General features: G+C 72.4%; 22 protein-coding genes. 10 read left to right on the top strand and 12 right to left on the bottom strand.

The genetic code is table 11. From position 1 onward, the window contains the following. Window positions 1–393: 393 nt before the first annotated feature. Window positions 394–1,035 carry an IclR family transcriptional regulator gene (locus ACFV88_RS07030; protein WP_385486897.1) on the top strand — a complete coding sequence of 214 codons (642 nt, stop codon included), beginning with the start codon at window positions 394–396 and terminating at the stop codon, window positions 1,033–1,035. A gap of 50 nt (window positions 1,036–1,085) precedes the next feature. Next, the gene (locus tag ACFV88_RS07035; protein WP_385486899.1) at window positions 1,086–1,874 is read left to right on the top strand and encodes a S16 family serine protease; all 789 of its coding nucleotides are present in this window, start codon (window positions 1,086–1,088) and stop codon (window positions 1,872–1,874) included. Window positions 1,875–1,894: 20 nt separating this feature from the next. Here the strand turns inward: ACFV88_RS07035 and ACFV88_RS07040 are convergent, their stop codons facing one another. From ACFV88_RS07040 to ACFV88_RS07070, 7 genes are all read right to left on the bottom strand, one after another. After that, entirely contained in the window at window positions 1,895–2,104 is a 210-nt protein-coding gene (locus ACFV88_RS07040) for a hypothetical protein (RefSeq protein ID WP_385486902.1), read from the bottom strand. 50 nt (window positions 2,105–2,154) lie between these two features. Next, window positions 2,155–2,841 carry an ArsR/SmtB family transcription factor gene (locus ACFV88_RS07045; protein WP_385486904.1) on the bottom strand — a complete coding sequence of 229 codons (687 nt, stop codon included), beginning with the start codon at window positions 2,839–2,841 and terminating at the stop codon, window positions 2,155–2,157. Window positions 2,842–2,911: 70 nt separating this feature from the next. Further along, window positions 2,912–3,868 (bottom strand): glycine betaine ABC transporter substrate-binding protein, encoded by a 957-nt coding sequence (locus ACFV88_RS07050; RefSeq protein ID WP_385487412.1) that lies wholly within the window; start codon window positions 3,866–3,868, stop codon window positions 2,912–2,914. 47 nt (window positions 3,869–3,915) lie between these two features. Next, window positions 3,916–4,758: an ABC transporter permease gene (locus ACFV88_RS07055; protein ID WP_385486906.1), complete on the bottom strand. Its 843-nt coding sequence runs from the start codon at window positions 4,756–4,758 to the stop codon at window positions 3,916–3,918. Next, complete coding sequence (locus ACFV88_RS07060; RefSeq protein ID WP_385486908.1) at window positions 4,755–6,035, bottom strand: betaine/proline/choline family ABC transporter ATP-binding protein; 1,281 nt, start codon at window positions 6,033–6,035, stop codon at window positions 4,755–4,757. The genes ACFV88_RS07055 and ACFV88_RS07060 overlap by 4 nt, the downstream gene beginning before the upstream one ends. Next, entirely contained in the window at window positions 6,028–6,675 is a 648-nt protein-coding gene (locus ACFV88_RS07065) for an ABC transporter permease (RefSeq protein WP_385486910.1), read from the bottom strand. The genes ACFV88_RS07060 and ACFV88_RS07065 overlap by 8 nt, the downstream gene beginning before the upstream one ends. Window positions 6,676–6,737: 62 nt before the next feature. Next, window positions 6,738–7,208, bottom strand: a complete 471-nt coding sequence (locus ACFV88_RS07070) for an Lrp/AsnC family transcriptional regulator (RefSeq protein WP_385486912.1) — start codon at window positions 7,206–7,208, stop codon at window positions 6,738–6,740. A gap of 121 nt (window positions 7,209–7,329) precedes the next feature. Between ACFV88_RS07070 and hppD the strand changes: the two genes are divergently transcribed. Further along, complete coding sequence (gene hppD, locus ACFV88_RS07075; protein WP_385486914.1) at window positions 7,330–8,484, top strand: 4-hydroxyphenylpyruvate dioxygenase; 1,155 nt, start codon at window positions 7,330–7,332, stop codon at window positions 8,482–8,484. Between the two features lie 385 nt (window positions 8,485–8,869). On the opposite strand, the gene ACFV88_RS07080 is transcribed toward hppD, so the two are convergent. Then, the gene (locus ACFV88_RS07080) at window positions 8,870–10,393 is read right to left on the bottom strand and encodes a tetratricopeptide repeat protein (protein WP_385486916.1); all 1,524 of its coding nucleotides are present in this window, start codon (window positions 10,391–10,393) and stop codon (window positions 8,870–8,872) included. Window positions 10,394–10,490: 97 nt separating this feature from the next. On the opposite strand from ACFV88_RS07080, the gene ACFV88_RS07085 reads away from it, so the two are divergent. After that, window positions 10,491–11,870, top strand: a complete 1,380-nt coding sequence (locus ACFV88_RS07085) for an FAD-binding oxidoreductase (protein WP_385486918.1) — start codon at window positions 10,491–10,493, stop codon at window positions 11,868–11,870. A gap of 32 nt (window positions 11,871–11,902) precedes the next feature. Here ACFV88_RS07085 and ACFV88_RS07090 read toward each other — a convergent pair whose 3' ends face one another. Continuing rightward, window positions 11,903–12,385 carry an SsgA family sporulation/cell division regulator gene (locus tag ACFV88_RS07090; RefSeq protein ID WP_385486920.1) on the bottom strand — a complete coding sequence of 161 codons (483 nt, stop codon included), beginning with the start codon at window positions 12,383–12,385 and terminating at the stop codon, window positions 11,903–11,905. 312 nt (window positions 12,386–12,697) lie between these two features. On the opposite strand from ACFV88_RS07090, the gene ACFV88_RS07095 reads away from it, so the two are divergent. Continuing rightward, the gene (locus ACFV88_RS07095; RefSeq protein ID WP_385486922.1) at window positions 12,698–14,260 is read left to right on the top strand and encodes an RDD family protein; all 1,563 of its coding nucleotides are present in this window, start codon (window positions 12,698–12,700) and stop codon (window positions 14,258–14,260) included. Between the two features lie 86 nt (window positions 14,261–14,346). Continuing rightward, on the top strand, window positions 14,347–15,180 hold the full coding sequence (locus ACFV88_RS07100; protein ID WP_385486924.1) for an RDD family protein: 834 nt from the start codon (window positions 14,347–14,349) through the stop codon (window positions 15,178–15,180). A 20-nt stretch (window positions 15,181–15,200) separates the two neighbouring features. On the opposite strand, the gene ACFV88_RS07105 is transcribed toward ACFV88_RS07100, so the two are convergent. Next, window positions 15,201–15,548: a hypothetical protein gene (locus tag ACFV88_RS07105; RefSeq protein ID WP_385486926.1), complete on the bottom strand. Its 348-nt coding sequence runs from the start codon at window positions 15,546–15,548 to the stop codon at window positions 15,201–15,203. A 522-nt stretch (window positions 15,549–16,070) separates the two neighbouring features. On the opposite strand from ACFV88_RS07105, the gene ACFV88_RS07110 reads away from it, so the two are divergent. From ACFV88_RS07110 to ACFV88_RS07120, 3 genes are all read left to right on the top strand, one after another. Beyond that, complete coding sequence (locus ACFV88_RS07110) at window positions 16,071–18,398, top strand: immune inhibitor A domain-containing protein (protein ID WP_385487414.1); 2,328 nt, start codon at window positions 16,071–16,073, stop codon at window positions 18,396–18,398. 121 nt (window positions 18,399–18,519) lie between these two features. Continuing rightward, window positions 18,520–18,888 carry a hypothetical protein gene (locus ACFV88_RS07115; protein ID WP_385486928.1) on the top strand — a complete coding sequence of 123 codons (369 nt, stop codon included), beginning with the start codon at window positions 18,520–18,522 and terminating at the stop codon, window positions 18,886–18,888. A gap of 86 nt (window positions 18,889–18,974) precedes the next feature. Beyond that, window positions 18,975–19,667 (top strand): alpha/beta hydrolase, encoded by a 693-nt coding sequence (locus tag ACFV88_RS07120; RefSeq protein WP_385486930.1) that lies wholly within the window; start codon window positions 18,975–18,977, stop codon window positions 19,665–19,667. A gap of 78 nt (window positions 19,668–19,745) precedes the next feature. On the opposite strand, the gene helR is transcribed toward ACFV88_RS07120, so the two are convergent. Beyond that, a complete protein-coding gene (gene helR, locus ACFV88_RS07125) occupies window positions 19,746–21,899 on the bottom strand; it encodes an RNA polymerase recycling motor ATPase HelR (RefSeq protein WP_385486932.1) in 2,154 nt (717 codons plus the stop codon). A 426-nt stretch (window positions 21,900–22,325) separates the two neighbouring features. On the opposite strand from helR, the gene ACFV88_RS07130 reads away from it, so the two are divergent. Continuing rightward, window positions 22,326–22,574: a hypothetical protein gene (locus ACFV88_RS07130; protein WP_385486934.1), complete on the top strand. Its 249-nt coding sequence runs from the start codon at window positions 22,326–22,328 to the stop codon at window positions 22,572–22,574. A 31-nt stretch (window positions 22,575–22,605) separates the two neighbouring features. Here the strand turns inward: ACFV88_RS07130 and ACFV88_RS07135 are convergent, their stop codons facing one another. Further along, window positions 22,606–23,649, bottom strand: coding sequence for a Tat pathway signal protein (locus ACFV88_RS07135; protein WP_385486936.1), 1,044 nt, complete (start codon window positions 23,647–23,649; stop codon window positions 22,606–22,608). Window positions 23,650–23,839 lie beyond the last annotated feature (190 nt).

Below are 23,839 nucleotides of genomic sequence, written 5' to 3' on the forward strand. Positions count from 1 at the left end.
GCGCACCGAAGGGGCGCGGGGAACTGCGCGAGCAAGCGCGACGCACCCGCGGTGAACGACGCACCGCGACAGGCATCCACCCGGGGGCGCGGGGAACTGCGCCGAGCACCGCGTACCCGGAGAACGAAACAGGGAAAAGCGGACGCTACTCGCGAGTCCGTGCCCGGATTCTGGACGGAGACTTCCGCTCATCGAACCGGCTCGCTAGTGTCCCCGCAACGCACACGCCCCGTGGCAGCGCCGCCGCGGAGCGCAGCCGGTGTGCCGTGGGCTTCGCCCGTGGGCCCCGGGTCGCCTTGGCTGCCGGCAGCCTCCGCCACGCATCGCCCAGGGACGGGTGACGCTCGTCCGCGGAGGAGGCCGCGACCCCTCATCACCGAAGGAGTGGGCGTCGTGACCGCGGAGACTTCTCAGACGCTCGACCGAGGACTGCGTGTCCTCAAACTGCTCGCCGACACCGACCACGGGCTGACCGTGACGGAGCTGTCCACCAAGCTCGGTGTGAACCGTACCGTCGTGTACCGACTGCTCGCCACGTTGGAGCAGCACGCGCTGGTCCGCCGTGACCTCGGTGGTCGGGCCCGGGTCGGCCTCGGGGTGCTCCGGCTGGGCCGCCAGGTGCACCCCCTCGTACGGGAGGCCGCGCTACCCGCCCTGCGCGCGCTCGCCGAGGACATAGGGGCCACCGCCCATCTGACCCTGGTCGACGGCTCGGAGGCCCTGGCCGTCGCCGTGGTCGAACCCACCTGGACCGACTACCACGTCGCCTACCGCACCGGGTTCCGGCACCCGCTGGACCGGGGGGCCGCGGGTCGGGCCATCCTCGCCGCCCGGCAGGGCCTCCTCGACCATCCCGGTTACGCCCTCACGCACGGCGAACTCGAAGCCGGGGCCAGCGGCGCCGCGGCGCCCCTGCTCGGGGTGACCGGAGTTGAGGGCAGCGTCGGGGTCGTCATGCTGTCCGACTCGGTGCCGGAGCGGGTGGGGCCGCGGGTGGTGGACGCGGCCCGCGAGGTCGCCGACGCCCTGCGCTGAGCGCGACCCGGGACACGAGCGGGAGCGCCCGGTGCCCGTAAGGTTGCAGGGTGCTCTCACGCCTCACACGCCTCCAGGCCATCGTTCTCTGCGCGGTTCCGGTCGTCGCCCTGGTGGCCACCGCGGTCTTCGCACCCCTCCCCTTCGTCATCGCCCAACCGGGTCTGACGGCGGACGTCCTCGGCAAGAACGACGGCACCGCCGTGATCACGATCGAGGGTGCTCCGGTGCGGAAGACCTCGGGGCAGTTGCGGATGACGACCATCGAGGCGACGGGCCCGGGTACCGACGTCCAGTTCGGCACCGTCTGGGACAGCTGGTTCCGCGAGGACCGGGCCGTGATGCCGCGCGATGCGGTCTACCCGTCCGGGGACTCGACCGAGGAGATCGAGCAGCACAACACCCGCGAGATGGAGAAGTCCCAGGACACCGCGTCCGAGGCCGCTCTGAACTACCTGGGTGGCGACTTCGACGACGTGCGGGTCTCGCTGCGGCTGGCCGACGTGGGGGGCCCGAGCGCGGGCCTCTTCTTCGCCCTCGGCGTGATCGACAAGCTCCAGGGCGACGGCATCGGCGGTGACCTCACGGGCGGCCGGACGATCGCCGGCACCGGCACGATCACCCCGGACGGCGAGGTCGGACCCGTCGGCGGGGTCTCCCTGAAGACCCGGGCGGCGCGGCGCGACGGTGCCACGGTCTTCCTGGTGCCGAAGGCGGAGTGCAAAGACGCCCGCACCGACCTTCCCAAGGGGCTGCGACTGGTCCCGGTCACCGATCTCAAGGGCGCGGTGAACTCCCTGAAGGCGTTGGAGAAGGGCGACGGGGTCCCCAGCTGCTGACCCGGCACCACAGGGGAGTGTCAGAGACCGTGACCGAGCCGTCGGGGCGCGGTGGCCAGCCGTAGCCCCAACTCGACCAGGGCCCAGCCCAGTCGGGTCCGCAGTTCGCTGCGTCGACCGGTGGGCCGACCGGTTCGCGGCCGGGGCGAGGCCCGTGCGTACGGCGCCGCTTCCTGCCGCAGTTCGACGGCGCGCTGACGGTGGATCATCAGATGGACCTCGGGATGCATGACGTTCTCCCTCCGGGTACGGAGATCGGGAGCGGGGGCCGGGTGCGGACTCAGACGTCCTGCTGGGGGAAGGCGTGCAGGTGCACCCGGACCCGGGCGGCGGATCCGGTGTCGTCCTCGGCCGCAGAGTCCAGGTAGCCGTTGACGAGCTCGTGCATCCGCCGGGACAGCTCACGGGTCTGACGGGGTGTCAGCCGCAGCGTGAAGTCGCTGAGGTCGGTCGAGTCGGACCACTCCTGCGACCAGTCGTCCCGAGTGGCGATCGCGGTCGACACCTCGCGGGCGTGACTGTGTGCGATCTCGTGCAGGAACACGTCGACCGCGCCCCGGGTCTCCGGATCGGCGTCGTGCATCAGGCCGCTCCCGAACTCGGTGCCCTCGTGCACGGCGCGCCACCAGCGTTCGCGCCCTTTGCCCTGTTCGGGCGCGTCCTCGACGAAGCCGTACGCGGCGAGCTGGCGCAGGTGGTAGCTGGTGGCCCCGCTGGACTCGCCCAGTTTCGCGGCGAGTTGCGAGGCGGTCGCGGGCCCGCCACGGCGCAGGGCGTGCAGCAGCGCCATGCGCAAGGGGTGCGCGAGTCCGCGCAGGGTCCGGGCGTCCAGCTGGCGGATCTTGCGTTCGGCGCCGGCCGCCGCCGCGGGCTCCACCGCCGCCGTGAGCTCCACCGGCTCCGAGGGCTCCACCGGCTCCGAGGGCTCCAGGGGTGCTACGGGCTCCAAGGGTTCCACAGGTTCCATGTGTACAAAGATAGCTATGCAAAGAACGTCTTGCAAAGAGGGCGTTGCATAGAAATCTTTGTAACTTGGCTCACTCCTTCACGAACCCCTCGGTGACCAGCCAGTCCAAGGCCACCTCGTGGGGGTCGTCGCCGTCCACGTCCACCTTGGCGTTCAGCTCGCGCGCCACCGTGTTGTCGAGCCGGGCCGTGATCGGGTCGAGGACGTCCCGGATCGCCGGGTGCTTCTCCAGGGCCTTGGTGTTGATCTCCGGGGCGACGTTGTAGTTGGGGAAGAAGTGTTTGTCGTCGGTCATGACCACCAGGTCCATGGCCTTGATGCGGCCGTCCGTGGTGAACACCTCGCCGAAGGTGCAGGCGCCCTTGGCGGTCTGGGTGTAGATGATCCCGGTGTCCATCCGGATCACCCGGGACGGGGGGATGTCCATCCCGTACGCCTTCTCCATCCCGACCAGCCCGTCGTCACGGGAGGCGAACTCGCTCTCCACGCACAGGGACACCGCCTTCGGGTCCGACCTCGACAGGGCCGCCACGTCCGACAGCGTCCGCGTCCGGTACTTCTCCTCGTTCGCCCGGTTGGTGGCCAGGGCGTACGTGTTGTTCAGCCGGGCCGGCGCCAACCAGGTGATGCCGTTGTTCAGATCGGCGTCGCGCACCGCCCGCCACTGGGCCTCCGGGTCCGGAATCGGCGCCGAGTTGCCCTGGTAGGTGATCCAGGCGGTGCCGGTGTACTCGTACATCCCGTCCGCGTCCCCCGACTTGACGGCCTCGCGGGCGCCGATCGAGCCCTGGATGCCGGTCCGGTCCAGGACCTCGGCGCCGGCCGCCTCGAAGGCGATGCCCATGATCGCGCCCAGGATCAGCTGTTCCGTGAACTCCTTCGAGGTCACCGTGAGGTGCGCGCCCTTCAGCGGCAGCCCCTGTCCGATCGACCCCGGGTGCACGTCGTCCACCATCGGTGACCCGCTGGTCAGTCCGCACCCCGCCAGCAGCGCCCCGCCCGCCAGCGCCACCACCGCCCCGCGCACCCGTCCCCGCACCCGTGCCCGTACCCCGGACCGGGTGGCGCGGCCGTTCACGTCCCCACCTCCAACCCCCGTGGGCGGAGCAGGAGTTCGGCGATGGACGCCAGCCAGTCCACGAACAGGGCGAGCGACACCGTCAGCACCGAGCCGAGTACCAGGACCGGCATCCGCTGGTTGGTGATCCCGGCGGTGATCAGATCGCCGAGGCCCCCGCCGCCGCCGAAGGTCGCCAGGGTCGCGGTGCCGACGTTGAGCACCAGTGCCGTGCGCACGCCCGCGAGGATCAGCGGGACGGCGAGCGGCAGTTCCACCCGGCGCAGCACCCCGACCGGGGACATCCCGATGCCGCGGGCCGCCTCCAGCAGCGTCGGGTCGTTGGCCCGTAGCCCGGCGATCGTGTTGGACAGCACCGGCAGCAGTGCGTAGGCGATGATGCCGACCAGGGCGGTGCGCGCCCCGATGCCGAGCCAGATCACCAGCAGGGCCAGCAGTCCGATCGCCGGGGTCGCCTGGCCCACGTTGGCCAGGGCGATCGCGAACGGTGCCGCCGGGCGCAGCAGTCGCCGGGTCAGCAGGATGCCGAGCGGGATCGCGATGATCAGCACGAAGAACGTGGAGATCGCCGTCAGCTGGATGTGCTCCCACAGCCGTAGCCGCACCACGTCCCCGGCGAGCGCGTTGCGGCTGACCGAGTCCAGGCTGGCCTGTTGGAACCACAGCCAGGTCGCGAGCAGCACGATGGCGATCACCGACGGCAGGATCACCAGTTTGCGCCAGGTGACCCGCGCGGGAACCCGGGAGTTGGCGGTCGACGGCCGGGCCGCTTCGGGGGCCTCGCCGGTGTCCTGGAAGCCGACGCCCTTGACCTCGTGGGAGCCCGGGGGCCCGTTCACGGCGCCCGCTTCCCGTCCGAGGCGCCCTCCTGCTCGGCGCGGGTGCGGTCGGCGTGCTGGGCGAGCAGTTCGTGTTGGTGCTCCAGGGCTTCCAGCCGGTCGGCCTCCAGGAGTTCGTGCACCGAGTTCATCAGCGTCTCCATGTCGACCACCCCGGTGTACTCCCCGCGCCGCCCGGTGACCGCGACCCGGCCCGCGTTGTCGGTGAGGACGGCCTCCAGGGCGTCCCGCAGCGTGGCGTCCCGGGTCACCGTGTCGTGCACCAGGGTGCCGGCCCGGGCCAGTGAGCCGCGGGCCCGCATCAGGTCGCCGCGCCGGAGCCACTTGTAGGGGCGGCCCCGCTTGTCGAGGAGCAGGATCTCGTTGGTGCCGACGGTCTTCAGCAGGTCGAAGATGCGTTGCAGCGGGTCGTCCACGGTGACCGTCGGGTAGTCGCGGATCTCCACGTCCCGCACCCGGGTGAGGTTGAGCCGTTTGAGGGCCGCGCCCGCGCCGACGAACCCGGAGACGAAGTCGTCGGCCGGATTGGTGAGGATGGCCTCCGGGGTGTCGAACTGGGCGATCTGGGACCGTTCCCGCAGCACCACGATCCGGTCGCCCAGCTTGATCGCCTCGTCGAAGTCGTGGGTGACGAAGACGATCGTCTTGCGCAGCTCCTGTTGGAGGCGGATCAGCTCGTCCTGGAGGTGGTCGCGGGTGATCGGGTCGACCGCGCCGAACGGTTCGTCCATCAGCAGGACCGGCGGGTCGGCGGCGAGGGCCCGGGCCACCCCGACGCGCTGTTGCTGACCGCCGGAGAGCTGGCGCGGGTAGCGGTCGCGGAACTCGCCGGGGTCCAGCCCGACGAGGTCCAGCATCTCTTCGACCCGGTCCCTGGTCCGGGACTTCGTCCAGCCGGTCATGCGGGGGACCAGGGCGATGTTCTGGGCGACGGTCATGTGCGGGAACAGCCCGGAGGACTGGATCGCGTACCCGATCTTGCGGCGCAGCCGGACCGGGTCCATGTCGGTGACGTCCTCGCCGGCGATCCTGATCCGACCACCGGTCGGCTCGATCAGCCGGTTGATCATCTTCAGCAGGGTGGTCTTCCCGCCGCCGGAGGGGCCGACGAAGATGACCGTCTCGCCCGCCTTGATCTCCAGGGACACGTCGTCGACGGCGGGCGCCTCACTGCCCGGGTACCGCTTGCTCAGGTTCTCCAACTCGATGGCCGCCCCGGTGGCCGCCCGGACGGCGGGCCCGTCGACCTGCGGTGGTGCTGCGGCGGGCTCAGACACGGATCCCCCTCGGAATGGTCAGCCGCCCGAGCAGGACGTACGCCGTATCGAACAACAGGGCGAGCACGACGATCCCGAGGGTGCCGGCGAGCACCTGGTTCAGTGCGTTCTTGCTGCCCAGCGAGGCGATCCCGCGGAAGATCTCATTGCCGAGGCCCGGGCCCGAGGCGTACGCGGCGATCGCGGCGATCCCCATCAACATCTGGGTGGAGACCCGGATGCCGGTGAGGATCGGTGGCCAGGCCAGCGGGAGCTCGATCCGCAGCAACCGGGCACCGCGCGACATGCCGATGCCCTTCGCCGCGTCCACCAGGGTGGCGTCCACCCCGCGCAGCCCCACGATCGCGTTCCGGACGATCGGCAGCAGCCCGTACAGGGTCAGCGCGATGACGGTCGGGGCGACGCCCAGGCCCACCAGCGGGATCAGCAGACCGATCATCGCCAGGGAGGGAATGGTCAGCAGGGTCGCCGTGGTGGTGGTCGCGAGGTTGCCCGCCCACTCGCTGCGGTAGGTGAACACCCCGATCAGCACGCCGAGCACGGTGGCGACCACCATGCACTGGAAGACCGCCGAGGCGTGCTGGTACGCGTCCGCGAGCAACTGTTCGTGACGGTTGCCGAGATAGCTCCAGAAGTTCACACCCGTCCCGCCCTCCTCGCCCGGCGCCGGGTCCGCCGGGGGAGCGCGCCGGTGGGGTCAGGTCAGTCGTCCTGTGACGCCTGCTCCACCAGCGGGATGATCCGCAGCGGTACGGGGTTCTCCATGACGATCGCCGTGGCGGCCCGGTCGATGCCATCAAAACCCACCACCCGGTCGATCACCCGCTGGAGATCGGCGTTCGAGCGGGCCACCAGCCGGCACAGCATGTCCCCGCTGCCGGTCGTCGTGTGCAGTTCCAGCACCTCCGGAACGGTCGCCAAGTGGGCCCGGACATCGGCGCCTTGACCCTGTCGGATCTCCAGCGTGGCGAACGCCGTCACCGGGTAGCCGAGGGCCGCCGGATCGACCTGGGGACCGAACCCCCGGATGACTCCGTTCGACTGAAGCCGGTCCAACCTGGCCTGCACCGTGCCCCGGGCCACTCCGAGGCGGCGGGACATCTCCAGCACCCCGATCCGTGGCTCGCGGGCCAGCAGCACGATGAGCCGGCCGTCCAGATGATCGATCGCCATGGGGCCTCCCTCATGGTCATCATGTACAGAAAGACCCCCTGAACGGTCTTCTGCCTAGTCATAATGCCCACTAAAAACGCAAACTATTGCGCACCTTGTGGAAGGGCGGGAGCCTGCCGACATGGCAGCTACTTCTGCGCACATGAATCCCGCCCCCACCACCGCGCGCGAGGCAGACCCCTTCCCGGTGAAGGGCATGGACGCGGTCGTCTTCGCCGTGGGCAACGCCAAACAGGCCGCCCACTACTACTCGACCGCGTTCGGCATGAAGCTCGTGGCCTACTCCGGCCCCGAGAACGGCAGCCGCGAGACCGCCTCCTACGTCCTGGAGAACGGCTCCGCGCGCTTCGTGTTCACCTCCGTGATCAAACCCGCCACCGAGTGGGGTCGTTTCCTCGCCGACCACGTCGCCGAACACGGTGACGGCGTCGTGGACCTCGCGATCGAGGTGCCCGACGCCCGCGCCGCCCACGCGTACGCGGTGCGGCACGGTGCCCGCAGCATCACCGAGCCGTACGAGGTCCGGGACGGGAACGGCACCGTCGTCCTCGCCGCCGTCGCCACCTACGGCCGCACCCGGCACACCCTGGTCGAACGGCGCGGCTACGAGGGCCCCTACCTGCCCGGCTTCGTCGCCGCCGAGCCGATCGTGGCGCCCCCCGCGAAGCGGACCTTCCAGGCCATCGACCACTGCGTCGGCAATGTGGAACTCGGCCGGATGAACGAATGGGTCGCCTTCTACAACGAGGTCATGGGCTTCACCAACATGAAGGAGTTCGTCGGCGACGACATCGCCACCGAGTACTCCGCCCTCATGTCCAAGGTCGTCGCCGACGGCACGCTCAAGGTCAAGTTCCCCATCAACGAGCCCGCCATCGCGAAGAAGAAGTCGCAGATCGACGAGTACCTGGAGTTCTACGGGGGCGCCGGCGTCCAGCACATCGCCCTCGCCTCCAACGACATCGTCGAGACGGTGCGGACGATGCGGGCCGCGGGCGTCCGGTTCCTCGACACCCCCGACTCGTACTACGACACGTTGGGGGAGTGGGTCGGTGACACCCGGGTCCCCGTCGAGACGCTGCGCGAGCTGAAGATCCTCGCGGACCGGGACGAGGACGGGTACCTGCTCCAGATCTTCACCAAGCCGGTGCAGGACCGGCCGACGGTGTTCTTCGAGATCATCGAGCGGCACGGGTCCATGGGCTTCGGCAAGGGCAACTTCAAGGCGCTGTTCGAGGCGATCGAACGCGAACAGGAAGCCCGCGGCAACCTGTAACGGTTCCCCCGTAACCCCCGTACCCGTCCACTGTCCACCTGGGGGTGCGCTGTCCCGGCCGGGTACGCGGTGTGTTCGCGCAGTTCCCCGCGCCCCTATTGGGTGCGTCCGGTCCTGGGTTCGCTTTCCTGTGCTGTGCGCCGTGGGGTTGCGCAGTTCCCCGCGCCCCTGATCGGGGCCTCTGGCGACGGCGCGTCGTCTCCTGCGGGCCCCGACAGGGGCGCACCGCACGGCACAGCGCACACGCAGCTGATCGCACCCGATAAGGGGCGCGGGGAACTGCGCGAAAACCACCACGCACCCGCACGGGACAGCGCACACGCAGGATCAAGGGGCGCGGGGAACTGCGCGAAACGACAGCGCACCCGCACGGGACATCGGAGGGTCAGGGGGACGGAGAAGCCGACGGCGACGTCAGGGGTTGGGGCGGGCCGTCCACCTCCGCAGGCCCCCCCGAACCCAGCTCCCCGAGCGCACCCAGCGCAGCCCGAGCCCGAGGCGCAAAAAGCGGAGAGAACGCGGGATGCAACCGCACCGCGTCCCCGAAATGCCGCCGAGCCGCGCCCCCGCGCCCCAGCTCCCGCTCGATCACCCCCCGGTGATAGGACACCATCGGCACCCGGGGCCCCTTCTCCTGCGCCTCGCGCACCCGCACGAGCCCCCGCTCGGGCTCCCCGGCACGGAACAACGCCCACCCCAGCGCGTCCAACACCGCCGGCCGCGCGGCCCGCCGCACCTCCGCCTCCAGTTCCTCGACCACCGCCGCAACCGCGGCCCCGTCCCCGTGGTCGGCCTCCAACCGCCCGAGCAGCACCAGGTCCCGCGCCCCGTGCGCCGTACGGACCCGCACCCGCTCCCGGGCCACCCGGTACGCGTCCCGGGCGGCGTCCTGCGCGCCCAGCGCCTCGTGCAGCTCGCCCAACTCCACCGCGTACTCCGGCACGGGCCGCCGCGCGGACGCCTCCCGCAACGCCCGCACCGCCTCGTCGCCGCGCCCCAGCGCCGCCAGCGCACGCCCCCGCCCCGCGAGCGCCTCGTACCGGCCGGGGTCGACCCGTAGCGCCGCGTCGAAGTGCCGCAGTGCCGGTTCCGTCTCGCCCCGGTCCCAGGCGACCTCCCCCAGCAACTGCCGCGCCCACGCCTCCTCGGCCGGGGTCCGGGCCGCGGTCACCGCGTCCGTCAGGTTCGCCACCGCGTCTTCGCGCCACCCCCGTTCCCGGTACAACCGCCCGGTCACCGTGCGCACCGCGGCTTCGGGCACCCGTAGCCCCCGCAGGGCCTCCAGCGCCTTCCCGGCCGCCGCGTCGTCACCGAGCCCCCGGTACGCCTCGATCAGCGGCGGGTACGAGGCCCACCGCTTCGGCGCGAGCCGTACCGCCCGCTCGCCCCAGGTCCGGGCCGCCGGCAGGTCACCGCGGGCGACCGCCAGCGCCGCCAGCCCGGTCAGCGCACCCGCATCGCCCCCGGGCCGGGCCGCCAGCGCGGCGCGCAGGGCCCGCTCGGCCCGGGGGAAGTCCGCCCAGTCGCCGGTGCGCCGGCTCCGCTCGACGTAGGCCGCGCCCAGCACCGCCTGGGACGCGGTGTCCCCGGGGTGCACCCGCAGGTGCCGCTCCCGGTCCGCGATCAGCACCGCGAGGTCCGCCGCCGTCGCCGGGCCGCCGCTCTCCACCGCGCTCAGGGCCCGTGCCCCGGGGCCCGGCGCGGGCGGCACCGTCGCGCGCGGCTGCGGCCACAGCACCAGCGCTGCCGCACCCCCGGCGACCAGCCCCGCCACGAGCGTCGCCCGCAGCACCCGGCCGGCCCGCCGCCACCGCACCGCCGACCGCGACGGCTGCTCGTCCGCCGCCGTCTCCGTAGCCGTCTCCGCGGGCGACTCCAGGGCCCGGATCGCGCTCGTCGTGGCCTTCATGGCGCTCACTGTGACCCGGCCCGGTGGCGGCGTCCGCGCAGGTGACGCGCAGCACGCCCGGGTTCACACCGATGGCCCCGGGTGCGACGCTGGGCGGATGAGCACCACGAGCACCACCCTGGTCGACCGCCTCCTCGCCGGTCTGCCGGCCGAGGCGATCCACACCGATCCGGACGTCACCGCCTCCTACGCCCGTGACATGGCGAGCTTCTGCGCGGCGGGCGTCCCGGCCGCCGTGGTGTTGCCGCGCACCGTGGAGCAGGTCCAGCACGTGATGCGCACGGCGACGGAACTGCGCGTCCCGGTCGTCCCGCAGGGCGCCCGCACCGGACTGTCGGGGGGCGCCAACGCCGTGGACGGCTGCCTCGTGCTGTCCCTGGTGAAGATGGACCGCATCCTGGAGATCAGCCCCGTGGACCGGATCGCCGTGGTCGAACCGGGCGTGGTGAACGCGGCGCTGAACCGGGCCGCCGGCGAGCTGGGCCTCGCCTACCCGCCCGATCCGTCCAGCTGGGAGACGTGCACGATCGGCGGCAACATCGGCACCGCGGCCGGCGGCCTGTGCTGCGTCAAGTACGGGGTCACCGCCGAGTACGTGATCGGCCTGGACGTGGTCCTCGCCGACGGCCGACTGCTGCGCACCGGACGGCGCACCGCCAAGGGCGTCGCCGGCTACGACCTGACCCGGCTGTTCGTCGGCTCCGAGGGCAGTCTCGGCATCGTCGTCCGCGCCGTCCTCGCCCTGGTGCCCAAGCCGCCGGAACGCCTCGTCCTGGCCGCCGAGTTCCCCTCGGCCGCCGCCGCCTGCGACGCGGTCTGCCGGATCATGGCCGCCGGCCACACGCCCGCGCTGCTCGAACTCATGGACCGCACCACCGTCCGCGCCGTCAACTCCCTCGCCCGCATGGGCCTGCCCGACACCACCGAGGCCCTGCTGCTCACGGCCTTCGACACCGCCGACCCGGCCGCCGACCTCGCCGCGGTGGGCGCCCTGTGCACGGCGGCCGGCGCCACCGAGGTGGTGCCCGCCGCGGACCGTGCCGAGTCCGAACTGCTGCTCCAGGCCCGGCGGCTGGCACTGAACGCCCTGGAGGCGGTCAAGGGCGCCACGATGATCGACGACGTGTGCGTGCCGCGCACCCGGCTCGGCGACATGCTGACCGGAGTCGAGCGGATCGCCGAGCGGCACGGGCTGACGATCGGGGTGTGCGCCCACGCGGGCGACGGCAACACGCACCCCACCGTCTGTTTCGACGCCACCGACCCCGAGGAGACGCGCCGGGCCCGCGCCTCCTTCGACGAGATCATGGCCCTCGGGCTCGAACTGGGCGGCACCATCACCGGTGAACACGGCGTCGGCGTCCTGAAGAAGGAGTGGCTGGCCCGCGAACTCGGCCCGGTGGGCATGGAGGCGCAGCGGGCCGTCAAACACGCCTTCGACCCGCTGGGGCTCCTCAACCCGGGCAAGCTCTTCTGACCGCAGCGGTGCGCGGCGGCCCTGCACCGTGTTCACTCCCCGTCGTGCCCCTCGTCGCCGGCCAGCGGTTCGCAGGGCCACAGGTCGTCCTGCCCGCGGTCCGGGGTGGGCGCGAGCAGCGCCGCCAGACCGTCGTCGATGTGGAGCTGTTCGGTCTCCGTGCCCGGCGGCACGGCCCGCAGGGTGCGCTCCAGCCACGCGGACACGGGGGCGGCGGGCGCCTCCAACAGGGCGTCCCCGTCCGGGGAGCTCAGCGCCACCAACACCACGCTGCGGCCGTCGACCTTGGTCGGCCACACCCGTACGTCCCCCTGCCCGCACGGCCGGAACACCCCCTCCACCAGCAACTCCCGGGCGAACGTCCAGTTCACCGGGTGCTCCGTACCGATGTGGAAGGTGATGTGCACGGCGAACGGGTCGTTCGACCGGTAGGTCAGCCGGGCCGGCACGGGAATGCTGCGCTCGGGCGACAGGACCAGCCTCAGTTCCAACTCGCGCTCCACCACGGTGTGCATCTCTTCGTTCCTCTCCCTGAGTACGCGGACCCGGAACAGGTCCACGCGAGGGAGAGCGCGTCCGCCCGGGAGCATTACGCGACTTCCGGAAAGTTTTTTCAGCGGTTCCCGGCGACCCGTCGCGTCCTGCCGCGCGTACCCGCCCGATGGCCCGTCACCCGGGCCCGGTTCCACCGGCGCACCACCGTGCCACCGGGTGGTGCGCCCTGCTCGGAAGGGGCGTGTCACGCCGGTCCCGCACGGGCGGGGGCGCGGGTCTGATAGATGTGGAGCCCCCATCACCCACCAACGAGCAGATACGGGACGACGGACATGAGCGCCCCAACTCCGGCACCCGGCGACGAAACGCCCCGTGAGGGCTACTATCCGGACCCCTCCATTCCGGGCTACGTCCGGTACTGGAACGGCGCCTCGTGGGTACCGGGCACCAGTCGTCCCGCGCCCACGGACGGCGCCCTCCTGCACACCCCCGAGCCGACCGCGCCCGTCGCCCCGGCCGCCCCGGGCCCGGCCGCCGCCCCGGCGAACCCCGCCGCCCCGCCCGTGGAGGAGACCGGCCCCGTCTTCTTCGACGAGGAGGAGCCGCCCCGGTCGGAGCCCGCGCTCCCGTCGTCCCCGCACGGCAACCGCCCCGAACCCGCCGCCTCCTGGGGCGCGAGCCCCGGCCTCCAGTCGGGCTTCGGCGGCGACCAGGACCGCAAGGTCTCCTGGGGCGCCCCGTCGGTGCCCGACCCCCGCGCGTCCACCGCGCAGGCCGCGCCCCCGGCGCCCGCCACCGGCTCCGCGCCCCCGGCGCCCGCCGCCCCGAACTTCCCCGACGCCGCGGGACAGGGCGCCGGACCGGAGGCCCCGGTCCGCGGCGAGGTCGCCCGGGTCGTCCCGGGCGACAACAGCACCATGACGTTCCACCGGGCGCCGCGCACCCACGCCCCGCCCGGCACCCCGACGTCCCCCGCGCCCGCGGCGCCGGGCCCGGTGCCGCACCAGCAGGGCCCCGTCCAACTCCCGCCGCAGCCCATCCCCGCGGCCCCGGCACCCGCCCCCGTCGTCCCCGCCCAATCGTCCCCGCCGCCCGCGTCCCTGCAGCCCGCCGCCCCGGCACCCGCGCTGCCGGCTCCCGCAGCTCCCGCGCCCCCCGTGTCCGGCCCCCCGGCCCCGGCGGCTCCCCTCGCTCCGGCCGCTCCCGTGCAGCACGGCACTCCCGAACTCCCGGCCCAGGTACCGCCCGGGCCCGCAGCCGGGCAGCCCTCATGGGCGCAGCAGGTCCACCGCCTCGCCCAGTCGGCGCCCGTCGCGCCCGCCGCTGCGGACGACGGGCGCGGCGAGGGGCCCGTGATCCCGTTCAAGCCCCCGGTCAGCGATCCGTTCCTGGCCGTGGCGCAGGCCCAGGCGGCGGCCCGGCCGGCGGGCCTGGGCCGGCGGTTGCTGGCACGGCTGGTGGACACCGCGGTCCTCGCCGCGGTGACCGGCGCCGCGGCGGTGCCGCTCGGCATCCGGGCCGCCGACCACGTCGACGAGAAGATCGAGGCGGCGAAGCTGTCCGGCCGGACGGTCACCGTCTGGTTGGTGGACGGGACGACCGCCGGCTACCTCGGGGCCGTCGTCGCGGTGCTGCTCCTCACCGGGATCGTGTACGAGGTGCTGCCCACCGCCAAGTGGGGCCGTACCGCGGGCAAACGACTGTTCGGGCTGCGGGTCCAGGACATCGGGGCGCACGAGGCCCCGTCCTTCGGGGCCGCGTTGCGCCGGTTCCTGGTGCTCACCGTGCCCGGGCTGCTCGCGGTCGGTGCACTGGGCGTGCTGTGGGCGGTGTTCGACCGGCCGTGGCGGCAGGGCTGGCACGACAAGGCGGCCCGTACGTTCGTCGCCCGGTAGGCGTCGGGGGCGCTGCCGGGCCGGGTGATCGCCCGGACGGGTGCGTGCCGGATGCGGGCCAGGGGGGTTCGCGATGCACTCGGGTCATGAGCAGCGAACCGCCGCGGCCCGGGCCCGGACAGCCGGAAGACGACCCGTTCAGCAAGCAGCCGCCGTCCGAGGGCGGTGTCCCCCCGGGCGGTTCGCCCTACGACCCGCCCCCCGGAGGCCCGCCCCCCGGAGGTCCGCCGCCGGGCGGCCAGCCGCCCGGGCAGCCCCCGGGCGGCTGGCCCGAAGACGGTGGCCCCCCGGGCGGGCCGCCACCCCCCTCCGGTGGCGGCCCGACCTGGGGCGCCCCGCCTCCCGGCGGTGAACCTCCACCGCCGCCCCCGGGCAGCGGCTCCCCGTACGGCGCCCCGCCGCCCCCGCCCGGCGGCGGTCCGTACGGTGCCGCCGGCGGCGGGTCCCACGGCGGCGCCGACCCGCTCGCGGGGATGCCCCCGCTGGCCGACAGCGGCAAACGCGTCCTCGCCCGGATCATCGACATGATCATCGTCGGGGTGGTGGTCTGGCTGCTGTCCTGGGCGTTCGGCGTCTCCGAGTACTCCGTGGACCCGGACCAGGTGGAGTACGGGAAGTCCTTCGGACAGTCCGTCCTCGCGGCGATCCTCTACATCGGGTACGACACGGTGCTGATCTCCCGCACCGGGCAGACCGTCGGCAAACGGCTGTTGAAGATGCGGGTCGCCAACCTCGATAACGGGGCGACTCCCTCCGTCCAGACCTCGTTGGTCCGGGCGGCCGTGCTGTGGCTGCCGTTCGCGTTCTGCTGCGCCTGCGTCTGGACGGCGATCGCCGGCGGGTGGAGCTTCTTCGACAAGCCGTTCAAGCAGGGCCTGCACGACAAGGCCGCCAAGACGGTCGAGGTCAGCACCGTCTGAGCCGGGCGCCTCGCCGGGCCTCAAGGACGGGTGGGTCCCGGCCGGCCCGCGGGTCGACGGGCGGAACCGAGCCGCCGCACCGCCGCGACGGTGTCGACCGTGTCCCGCGCCGCGGGCGCCTGCGTCCCGCCGGTGCGCTGTCCGGGGATGCGGGGCGTCGCGGCGCGGGCGGCGACCGGCGTGCCCCGCGGGCGGGGTTTCGGCAGGGGAACGGTGACGGCCACGAGGAGGCCGAGTCCGAGTGCGGCGATGGCGATGACCGCGACGGCGATGCCCGAACTCGTCCGGGAGAGCAACAGCATGGCGAGTGTCGAGCAGACGACGGTGGCGGTTCCGTAGGCGATCTGTGCGGCAGTCGGACGAGGCATGGCGTATCAGTCCTCGGGACTATCGGGTACGGGGGTCGGTAGGGAACGGCGAGGCCCCCCGGGACGAGGTACAGGGTACGAGGGAACGTCTCGGGGCGACTTCACCGCCTCCATGCCCCTCGGACCCGAACGGTAAGCGTGACGTGGCACACGGTGCCGATGCACGGGGGGCGCACAGGGTCACCGATTCCATGAAGTGGACGTTTCGGCGCGCCGGTTGGGCTCGGACGGTGGTCAACGGACGGCGCACGGCACGTCCGGATAGCGGAGTCATCGCCCTGCATAGTGCGTTGAGGTGTTCAAGTCAAGGTCTGTCTTTTCTTCTGTAACTCCGATCGAATGACCGCACTTGTGACGCGCACACCGCGCGCGGCCCTCCCCGCTCCGGGAACCCCCCAACGGCCGCCGTACGCGGGGCGCAGGGGAGGACACCGTCACGTGAGCAGAAGAAGCAGGACGTTCAGGGTCGCCGCGGTGGCCGTGGCGTTCGCCGCGGCCACCGCCGCCTACTCCGGCCCGGCCCTGGCCGCTCCGGACGCCGGGGCCCCCGCCCCGGCCGCCGACCGGCACGACCCGGCCCCGGCGAAGGGTCATGTCGACCACGACCTCGAAGGCCCCTTCAGCGAGGCCCGGGCCGAACAGCGCGAGACAGCGCTGGAGCAGGTCCTCGCGGGTGAGGCGACCGTGCAGCAGCGCGGGGGCTCGAAGGTCGTCAAGCTCGACGACAAGAAGTACGTGGAGCTGGGCCGCGAGAAGACCGACAAGATCTTCACGATCCTGCTGGAGTTCGGCGACAAGGTCGACAGCACCACCCAGCACGACCCGGACGGCCCGAACGGCCCCAAGCCCCCCGTACTGAAGTACGGCGGCACGCCCGGCCCCGCGCACAACAAGATCCCCCAGCCGGACCGGGCGAAGGACAACTCGACGGCCTGGCAGGCGGACTACAACCGCGCCCACTTCCAGGACCTCTACTTCGGCACCGGCGTCGACGAGCAGGGCCGCAAGAAGGAGTCCCTGAAGACCTACTACGAGAAGGCGTCCTCGGGCCGCTACTCGGTGGAGGGCCACGTCTCCGACTGGGTCAAGGTCGACTACAACGAGGCCCGCTACGGCTCCAACTACTGCGGCTCCTCCAACTGCGTCAACGTCTGGGACGCGGTCCGCGACGGCGTCAACGCCTGGGTCCGCGACCAGAAGGCCGCCGGCCGCACCGACGCCCAGATCAAGCAGGACCTCTCCGCCTACGACCTCTGGGACCGGTACGACTTCGACCAGGACGGCAACTTCAACGAGCCCGACGGGTACATCGACCACTTCCAGCTGGTGCACGCGGGCGAGGACGAGTCCGCGGGCGGCGGCACCGAGGGCCCCAACGCCCTGTGGGCGCACCGCTGGTACGCGTACGGGAGCGACGCCGGGCGCACCGGCCCCGGCGACAACCGCGCCGGCGGCACCCAGATCGGCGAGACCGGCATCTGGGTCGGCGACTACACCGTGCAGCCGGAGAACGGCGGACTCGGCGTCTTCGCCCACGAGTACGGCCACGACCTCGGTCTGCCGGACCTCTACGACACCTCCGGCGGCGGCGAGAACTCCACCGGCTTCTGGTCGCTGATGTCCAGCGGTTCCTGGCTCGGCCGGGGCAAGGACGCCATCGGTGACCTGCCCGGCGACATGACCGCCTGGGACAAGCTCCAGCTCGGCTGGCTGGACTACGACCTCGCGCGGGCGGCCACCAGGTCCACGCACCGCCTCGGCGTCTCGGCGTACAACACCAAGAACCCGCAGGCGCTGATCGTGCAGCTGCCGACCAAGCCGGTCACCACCACCGTCACCAAGCCCGCCGAGGGCACCCGCCAGTGGTGGAGCGGCCAGGGCGACGACCTCCAGAACACCCTGACCCGCTCGGTGGACCTCACCGGCCGCACCAAGGCCGAGCTGTCCCTCCAGGGCTGGTGGGACATCGAGGAGAACTACGACTACCTCTACGCCGAGGTCTCCACGGACGGCGGCGCCAACTGGACCGCGCTCGACGGCACCGCCGACGGCGGCCCCCTCGCCCGCGACGGCGCCGACCGCCCCGCGCTGAGCGGCGTCTCCGGCGGCCACAAGAAGCTCGCCTACTCGCTGGACGCGTACGCCGGCCAGCGCATCGACCTGCGCCTGCGGTACGCCACCGACGGCGGCACCGGCGGCCTCGGCTTCACCGGTGACGCGCTCACGGTCACCGGCGACGGCGCGCCCGTCTTCTCGGACAACGCCGAGACGGATGCGGGCGGTTGGACCACCAAGGGCTTCTCGCGGATCGGCGAGTCCTTCACCAACCAGTACGAGCAGTACTACATCGCCGAGAACCGCCAGTACGTGTCGTACGACCAGACCCTGGAGGTCGGCCCGTACAACTTCGGCTTCTCCACCACCCGTCCGGACTGGGTGGAGCACTACAAGTACCAGAAGGGCCTGTTGGTCTGGCTCTGGGACACCTCCCAGAAGGACAACAACACCAGCCAGCACCACGGCCGGGGGCTGATCCTCCCGGTGGACGCCAGCCCGACCCCGCTGAAGTGGGCGAACGGCAACCTGATGCGCAACCGCATCCAGTCCTTCGACTCGACCTTCAGCACCCGCGGCTCGGCGGCGTTCACGCTGCACACCGCGGACGTCCCGGCCAAGATCGCGGCGCACCGCGGGGTCCCGGTCTTCGACGACCGCAAGGGCAGCTACTGGGACGTGGCCAACCCGACCGCCAGCGTCAAGGTCACTGACACCAACACCCGGATCAAGATCATCAAGCAGCCCCGGGACGGCTCGACGATCACCGTCCAGGTCGGACGATCTACCAGGTAGAAGGCGTCTTCGCAGGTCAAGCCATGATCGGCCGCCACCCTCTAGCGGGGTGGCGGCCGGCCGTGCTTAGGTGCGTCTGTACGGTCCTTATTGACACGATGTCTCACGGGGGTGTGACGATATGAGTGCGGGAGGCTTCTGCAGACTTCCGAACGGGAACGTGGTCGTGGCCCTGAACCTGCCGAGCCCGACCGCGGAGAACGCCCTGTCCGACACCGCGGACCGGGTCCGCGTCCTGATCGTCGCCGGCAACCGGGCCCGCGCCCTCACCCGGCTCCGCAACCTCGGCCTGCGCTCCGTCTACCTGCGGGGCAACGTCGAACCGCCGACCCCCGACGAGATCACCGCGGTCCTGCACCACCCCGACGGGCTGGTGTGGCGCACCGCCCCCGACGACTCGGCCGAACTGTGGCACCCGATCCGCAGCCTGCTGCGGCGCCCCCCGCTGGGCACCCACCCCGGGCTGAACGCCCGGGTGAAGGGCGAGTAGCGGCACCGCTCCGGTGGCGGAGGCACTCCGGCGGTCCTACGGTCGACCGGGGGGCCCTGGCGAACCGCACCGAAAGGCCCGCAGTCATGGCTGACACGCCCTCGATCGTCCTCGTCCACGGATTCTGGGGTGGCGCCGCCCACTGGGGCAAGGTCATCCTCGAACTGAAGCGCCGCGGCCACACCGGGCTGCACGCCGTCGAGAACCCACTGACCTCCCTGGCCGAGGACGCCGAACGCACCCGCAAGATGGTCAAGCAGATCGACGGCCCGGTCCTGCTGGTCGGCCACTCGTACGGCGGCGCTGTGATCACGGAGGCGGGCGACCTGCCGAACGTCACCGGCCTCGTCTACATCGCCGCCTTCGCCCCCGACGCCGGCGAGAGCCCCGGACAGATCAGCCAGGACCTGCCGCCCGCCGCGTTCGAGAACATCGCCCCCGACTCCGACGGCTACCTCTGGGTGAAGCCCGAGAAGTACCGCGAGAGCTTCTGCCAGGACCTCGACGAGGACGAGGCGTTCGTCCTCGCCGTCACCCAGAAGGCACCGCTGGGCAGCACCTTCGGCGACACGATCACCGACCCGGCCTGGCGCCGCAAGCCCACCTGGTACCAGATCTCCACCCAGGACCGGATGATCAACCCGGAGAACGAGAAGAAGATGGCCCAGCGCATGTCCCCGCGCGGCATCATCGAGCTGGACGCCAGCCATGCCTCCCTGGCGTCCCGGCCGGTCGAGGTGACCGACCTGATCGAGACCGCGGCCCGGGACTCCGGCTGAGGAGCCCGGGCAGCCGGCTGGGGAGCCCGCGCGGCCGGTTCAGGAGCCCGCGCGGCAGGCTCGGGAGTTCCTGAGGGCTCAGGAACTCCTGAGGACGACGAGCCGCTGCGTCGCCCGGGTCATCGCGACGTAGCGGTCCACGGCCCCCTCGACGCCCTCGCCGAAGGCCTCCGGATCGACGAGGACGACGAGGTCGAACTCCAGCCCCTTCGACGTCCCCGGAGTCAGCGACCGCACCCGGGGCCGCGGCCGGAACGAGGGGTCACCGATCACACACGCCACCCCGGCCCCGTCCGGGTGCTCCGCGAGCCAGGCGTCCAGCACCGCATCCAGGTCCGCCACCGACCCGTGGACCACGGGCACCCCGTTGCTGCGCACGGACGTCGGCACATTGGCGTCCGGCAGCACCGACCGGATGACCTGCTCCGCCTCGGCCATGACCTCCTCGGGCGTCCGGTAGTTGATGCTCAGCGACGCCACCGTCACCCGGTCCAGCCCGATCCGCTCCAACCGCTGCTCCCACGACTCCTCGAACCCCTGCCGGGCCTGGGCGCGGTCCCCGACCACGGTGAAGCTCCGCGACGGGCAGCGCAGCAGCAGCATCTGCCACTCGGCGTCGGTCAGCTCCTGGGCCTCGTCCACGACGACGTGCGCGAACGGGCCGACCAGGGGTTCCGGATCGGCGACGGGCAGCCCGCTCTCGTCGATCAGGCTGTCCTGGAGGTCCCTCCCGTGCAGCATGGTCACCGCCCCCTCCGCGTCGTCGTCGGCCGCCAACAGGCTGTCGATCACCGCGGACCTACGGGCCCGCTGGGCGGCCACCGAGGCGTCCCGCCGCAGCTTGCGCACCGACGCCCGCGGATCGCCCAGCCGCTGCCGGGCCGCGTCCAGCAACGGCAGGTCGGACACCGTCCACGCCTGGGCGTCGGCCCGCTGGAGCCGGCGCACCTGCGCGACGCTCAGGTGCGGGGCGCACTTGCGCAGATAGGCGGGCACCGTCCACAGGTCCCCGACCAGGTCGGTCGCCTCGATCATCGGCCAGGCCCGGTTCAGCGCCCCGAGCAGCTCCCGGTTCTGGAGCAGTGACCTGCGCAGCAGCTCGGGGGTGGCCTCGCTGGTGTCCTTGTCGATCAGGATCGTCAGCAGCTCCTCCCGGATCTGCGCGCGCGCCTCGTTGTGCGGGGTGCCCGGCTCCACCGCCTCGAACGCCGCCGCCCAGTCCTCGGCGCTCAGCCAGGTCTCGGACCAGTGACTGGTGACCGTCATGCCCTTGGTGGGCGGCTCCTCGTAGATCCTGACGGCCGGCTCGATCGCCTTCACCAGCTCCACGGACGACTTCAGTCGGGCCACCTCCGGGTCCTTCTCGACCGTCGCCGCCGCCCCCTCCGCGACCAGGTCCCGCAGGGTGCAGGTCTGCACGCCCTCCTCGCCGAGGCTCGGCAGGACGTCCGCGACGTACGCCAGGTACGGCTGGTGCGGGCCGACGAACAGCACCCCGCCCCGACGGTGACCGAGCCGGGGGTCGGAGTACAGCAGATAGGCCGACCGGTGCAGGGCCACCACGGTCTTCCCCGTACCCGGCCCCCCGTCCACGACCAGCGCACCCCGGGACCCCGCCCGGATGACGGCGTCCTGATCGGCCTGGATGGTGCCGAGCACGTCCCGCATCCGCTCCGACCGGTTGCTGCCCAGACTGGCGATGAACGCGGACTGGTCGTCCAGCGCCGCGTGCCCCTCCAGCCCGTCCGCGGTGAACACCTCGTCCCAGTAGTCACCGATCCGACCCCGGGTCCACCGGTAGCGGCGGCGGCTCACCAGGCCCATCGGACGGGCGTGGGTGGCCGCGAAGAACGGTTCGGCCGCGGGCGAGCGCCAGTCCAGCAGCAGCCGGTGCCCCGAGCTGTCGGTGAGACCGAGCCGTCCGACGTACACCGGCTCCGGGCTGTCCGCGGACACGAAGTGCCCCAGGCACAGGTCCAGGCCGAAGCGGCGCAGCCCATGCAGGCGCCCGGTCAGCCGGTGGACCTCCGCGTCCCGGTCCATCGCGTCCCGCCCGACCCCGCCGGGCGCCCTGCGCTCCCGGTCGAGCAGCTCGGACACCTCGGCGATCGACTGTTCCAGGCTCTCCGCAATGGCCGCGAAGTGCCGTTCGTCGCCGTCGATCAGTGCCGGGTCCGCCTTGGGGGAGAGGCGGTCGGGAAGGTCGAATGCGCTGGTGGTCAGGGGGTTCATGGCCTCGGTTTCGATCTGCGGTGTCGGATCGGGGTCCGATCAGGGGGGTCCGATCTGGGGGTGCTGGCGACCACGGCGCGCGCAGCAACGAGCGTAAGCGTTCGCTCCCCGGCCCGAAGACCCGGGCGCCCCCGGACCCGCCCCGGTCCCGGGGGGTACGGCTTCGGTCGGCGATTCTGCGGCACGACCGGGGCCTTGCCGCAAGCCCCCCACTGCGCTATACGTTGAACACGGAAAGCGCGCGAACATTCCCCTTTCCGCCCTTCGCCCCCGGTTCCACACCCCGTGACGCTGCACACGCCCCTGCCGTGCTGCACGCGCCGGGCCGGGGCACGCCCAGAAGCCCGCTCCCGAGCCCTACGCTGGCGCGGACCCCATGGACGCGGCGAGCACCGGGCGCCGCTGGACCGGAGAGGACCCACTGCCGTGGCCGACCCCGAAACGTCGAGATGGACCATCCACAACGAGGAGCGGGTGGAGGTGCCCGCCACGGTGGCCGGCGTCCGCGCGGCCCTCTCCGACGAACAGCGCCGCCTCTTCGACGAGGAGCTGGGCGGCGCCACGGTCGAGACGGTGGCCGACGTACTGCGGCGCTGGGTCCTCGACCTCGCCTCCGACCCCGAGGACGCCGAGGTGTTCGCCCGCCTGGAGGCGGAGAACCGGGGCGCCGCGTGAGCCGAACGGGGCGGCGTGGTGTGCGCGCCGGTCAGCGCCTGCCGGCGGATGGCCGCCCGTCGTGGTTCCGTTCGCCGACGTAGCGTTCCGTCCAGGCCGCTGCAGCGCCGGTGTGCTTTGCGGTGGCGTTCAGCTCGCGGTGGAAGGTGTCGAGCAGCTTGCGCTGACGCCCGTTCGGCGGGGCGTGGCCAGCACCGGCCAGCGCGGCGGAACCGGTGACGCAGGCCAGCTCCACGTCTCCCTGGCGGAGCTGGGAGAGGGCCAGTTGGGTGCTGTAGTACTGCCGGTTCCGCGCGTACTCCGGACGCAGGTGGGAGAGGGTGCGATGGAAGTACGCCTCGGCTTGCTCGTGCTCCCCGAGACTGGCCAGTGCGAGGCCGGACAGGCCCTCCAGTTCGGCGCGGTCGAAGAACCCGGCCCAGGCTTCGCGCGGAACGTCCGGCTCGGCCCGCTCGTAGGCCCGCGCGGCAACGTCCACCTGCCGTCGCGCGGCCGTTCCGTCGCCGATCCGGGCCTGGGCGCCGGCGAGCCGAGCGGCTGCCAGGGACCGGTACGCGGGGTCCTGGCGGCAGGCGGTGGACGCCTGGCCCGCCTCGGACGCGGCCAGCGCGTCGCGGAAGTTGTCCGTCTGTACGGCGAGCATCGCGGCGTGCCCCCAGAGGCACAGCTGGATGTCCGGACTGCCGGAGAGCCCGGCCAGCCGAAGGGCGCGGTCCAGGTGCCGCTCGGCCCGCTCCGGGGCCCGCGCATCGATCGCGAACCAGAGTGCGGTGTCGGTGAAGACCGCGGCGAGGTAGTACAGCCGCTGGCGGACCCGCTGGCTGGCGATGCCGTTCTTCTGGAGTCCGAGGGCGAGCCGGGCGAAGCCGAGGGCGCGGGACTCCAGAGCGGTGCTGCCGCCACGGGTCTGGTCGGCGGTGGCGATCTGCTGGAAGGCCGCCTCCAGCCGCTGGGTGTCGGCCATGCCGATGCGGGTGGTCGAGGCGGAGGCGGAGGCGGAGGCGGGGTCGGGCAGCGCGGTGGCTGCGGCGATCGTTCCGACGGCGGTGGCGGTGGTGAACTGGCGACGTTTCACGGGTTCCTCCACTGAGGGTTGGCGGTGTGCCGCCTGCCTGGGCGGCGGTCTCCGGAAGCCCAGCTCGGCAGCCGAGCACCCGAATTCTTCCTCTAGAGCGCGCCGTTGCCTCGCGTGCGGCCACTTCGTCTTTCCGGTCAACCAGTTGCGGACGTGGCGATCCTGAAGCGTTCCGAGTCTTCCGGTGAAG

The sequence above is a fragment of the Streptomyces sp. NPDC059816 genome (genome assembly GCF_042732055.1).
Taxonomy (GTDB): Bacteria; Actinomycetota; Actinomycetes; order Streptomycetales; family Streptomycetaceae; genus Streptomyces.

Bases quoted from the DNA above. Each gene is read 5' to 3' on its own strand.
- hppD (WP_385486914.1), top strand. From the start codon at position 7,330: ATGGCAGCTACTTCTGCGCACATGAATCCCGCCCCCACCACCGCGCGC.
- ACFV88_RS07120 (WP_385486930.1), top strand. From the start codon at position 18,975: ATGGCTGACACGCCCTCGATCGTCCTCGTCCACGGATTCTGGGGTGGC.
- ACFV88_RS07105 (WP_385486926.1), bottom strand. From the start codon at position 15,548: ATGCCTCGTCCGACTGCCGCACAGATCGCCTACGGAACCGCCACCGTC.
- ACFV88_RS07100 (WP_385486924.1), top strand. From the start codon at position 14,347: ATGAGCAGCGAACCGCCGCGGCCCGGGCCCGGACAGCCGGAAGACGAC.
- ACFV88_RS07070 (WP_385486912.1), bottom strand. From the start codon at position 7,208: ATGGCGATCGATCATCTGGACGGCCGGCTCATCGTGCTGCTGGCCCGC.
- ACFV88_RS07090 (WP_385486920.1), bottom strand. From the start codon at position 12,385: ATGCACACCGTGGTGGAGCGCGAGTTGGAACTGAGGCTGGTCCTGTCG.
- ACFV88_RS07080 (WP_385486916.1), bottom strand. From the start codon at position 10,393: ATGAAGGCCACGACGAGCGCGATCCGGGCCCTGGAGTCGCCCGCGGAG.
- ACFV88_RS07095 (WP_385486922.1), top strand. From the start codon at position 12,698: ATGAGCGCCCCAACTCCGGCACCCGGCGACGAAACGCCCCGTGAGGGC.
- helR (WP_385486932.1), bottom strand. From the start codon at position 21,899: ATGAACCCCCTGACCACCAGCGCATTCGACCTTCCCGACCGCCTCTCC.
- ACFV88_RS07115 (WP_385486928.1), top strand. From the start codon at position 18,520: ATGAGTGCGGGAGGCTTCTGCAGACTTCCGAACGGGAACGTGGTCGTG.
- ACFV88_RS07040 (WP_385486902.1), bottom strand. From the start codon at position 2,104: ATGCATCCCGAGGTCCATCTGATGATCCACCGTCAGCGCGCCGTCGAA.
- ACFV88_RS07045 (WP_385486904.1), bottom strand. From the start codon at position 2,841: ATGGAACCTGTGGAACCCTTGGAGCCCGTAGCACCCCTGGAGCCCTCG.
- ACFV88_RS07085 (WP_385486918.1), top strand. From the start codon at position 10,491: ATGAGCACCACGAGCACCACCCTGGTCGACCGCCTCCTCGCCGGTCTG.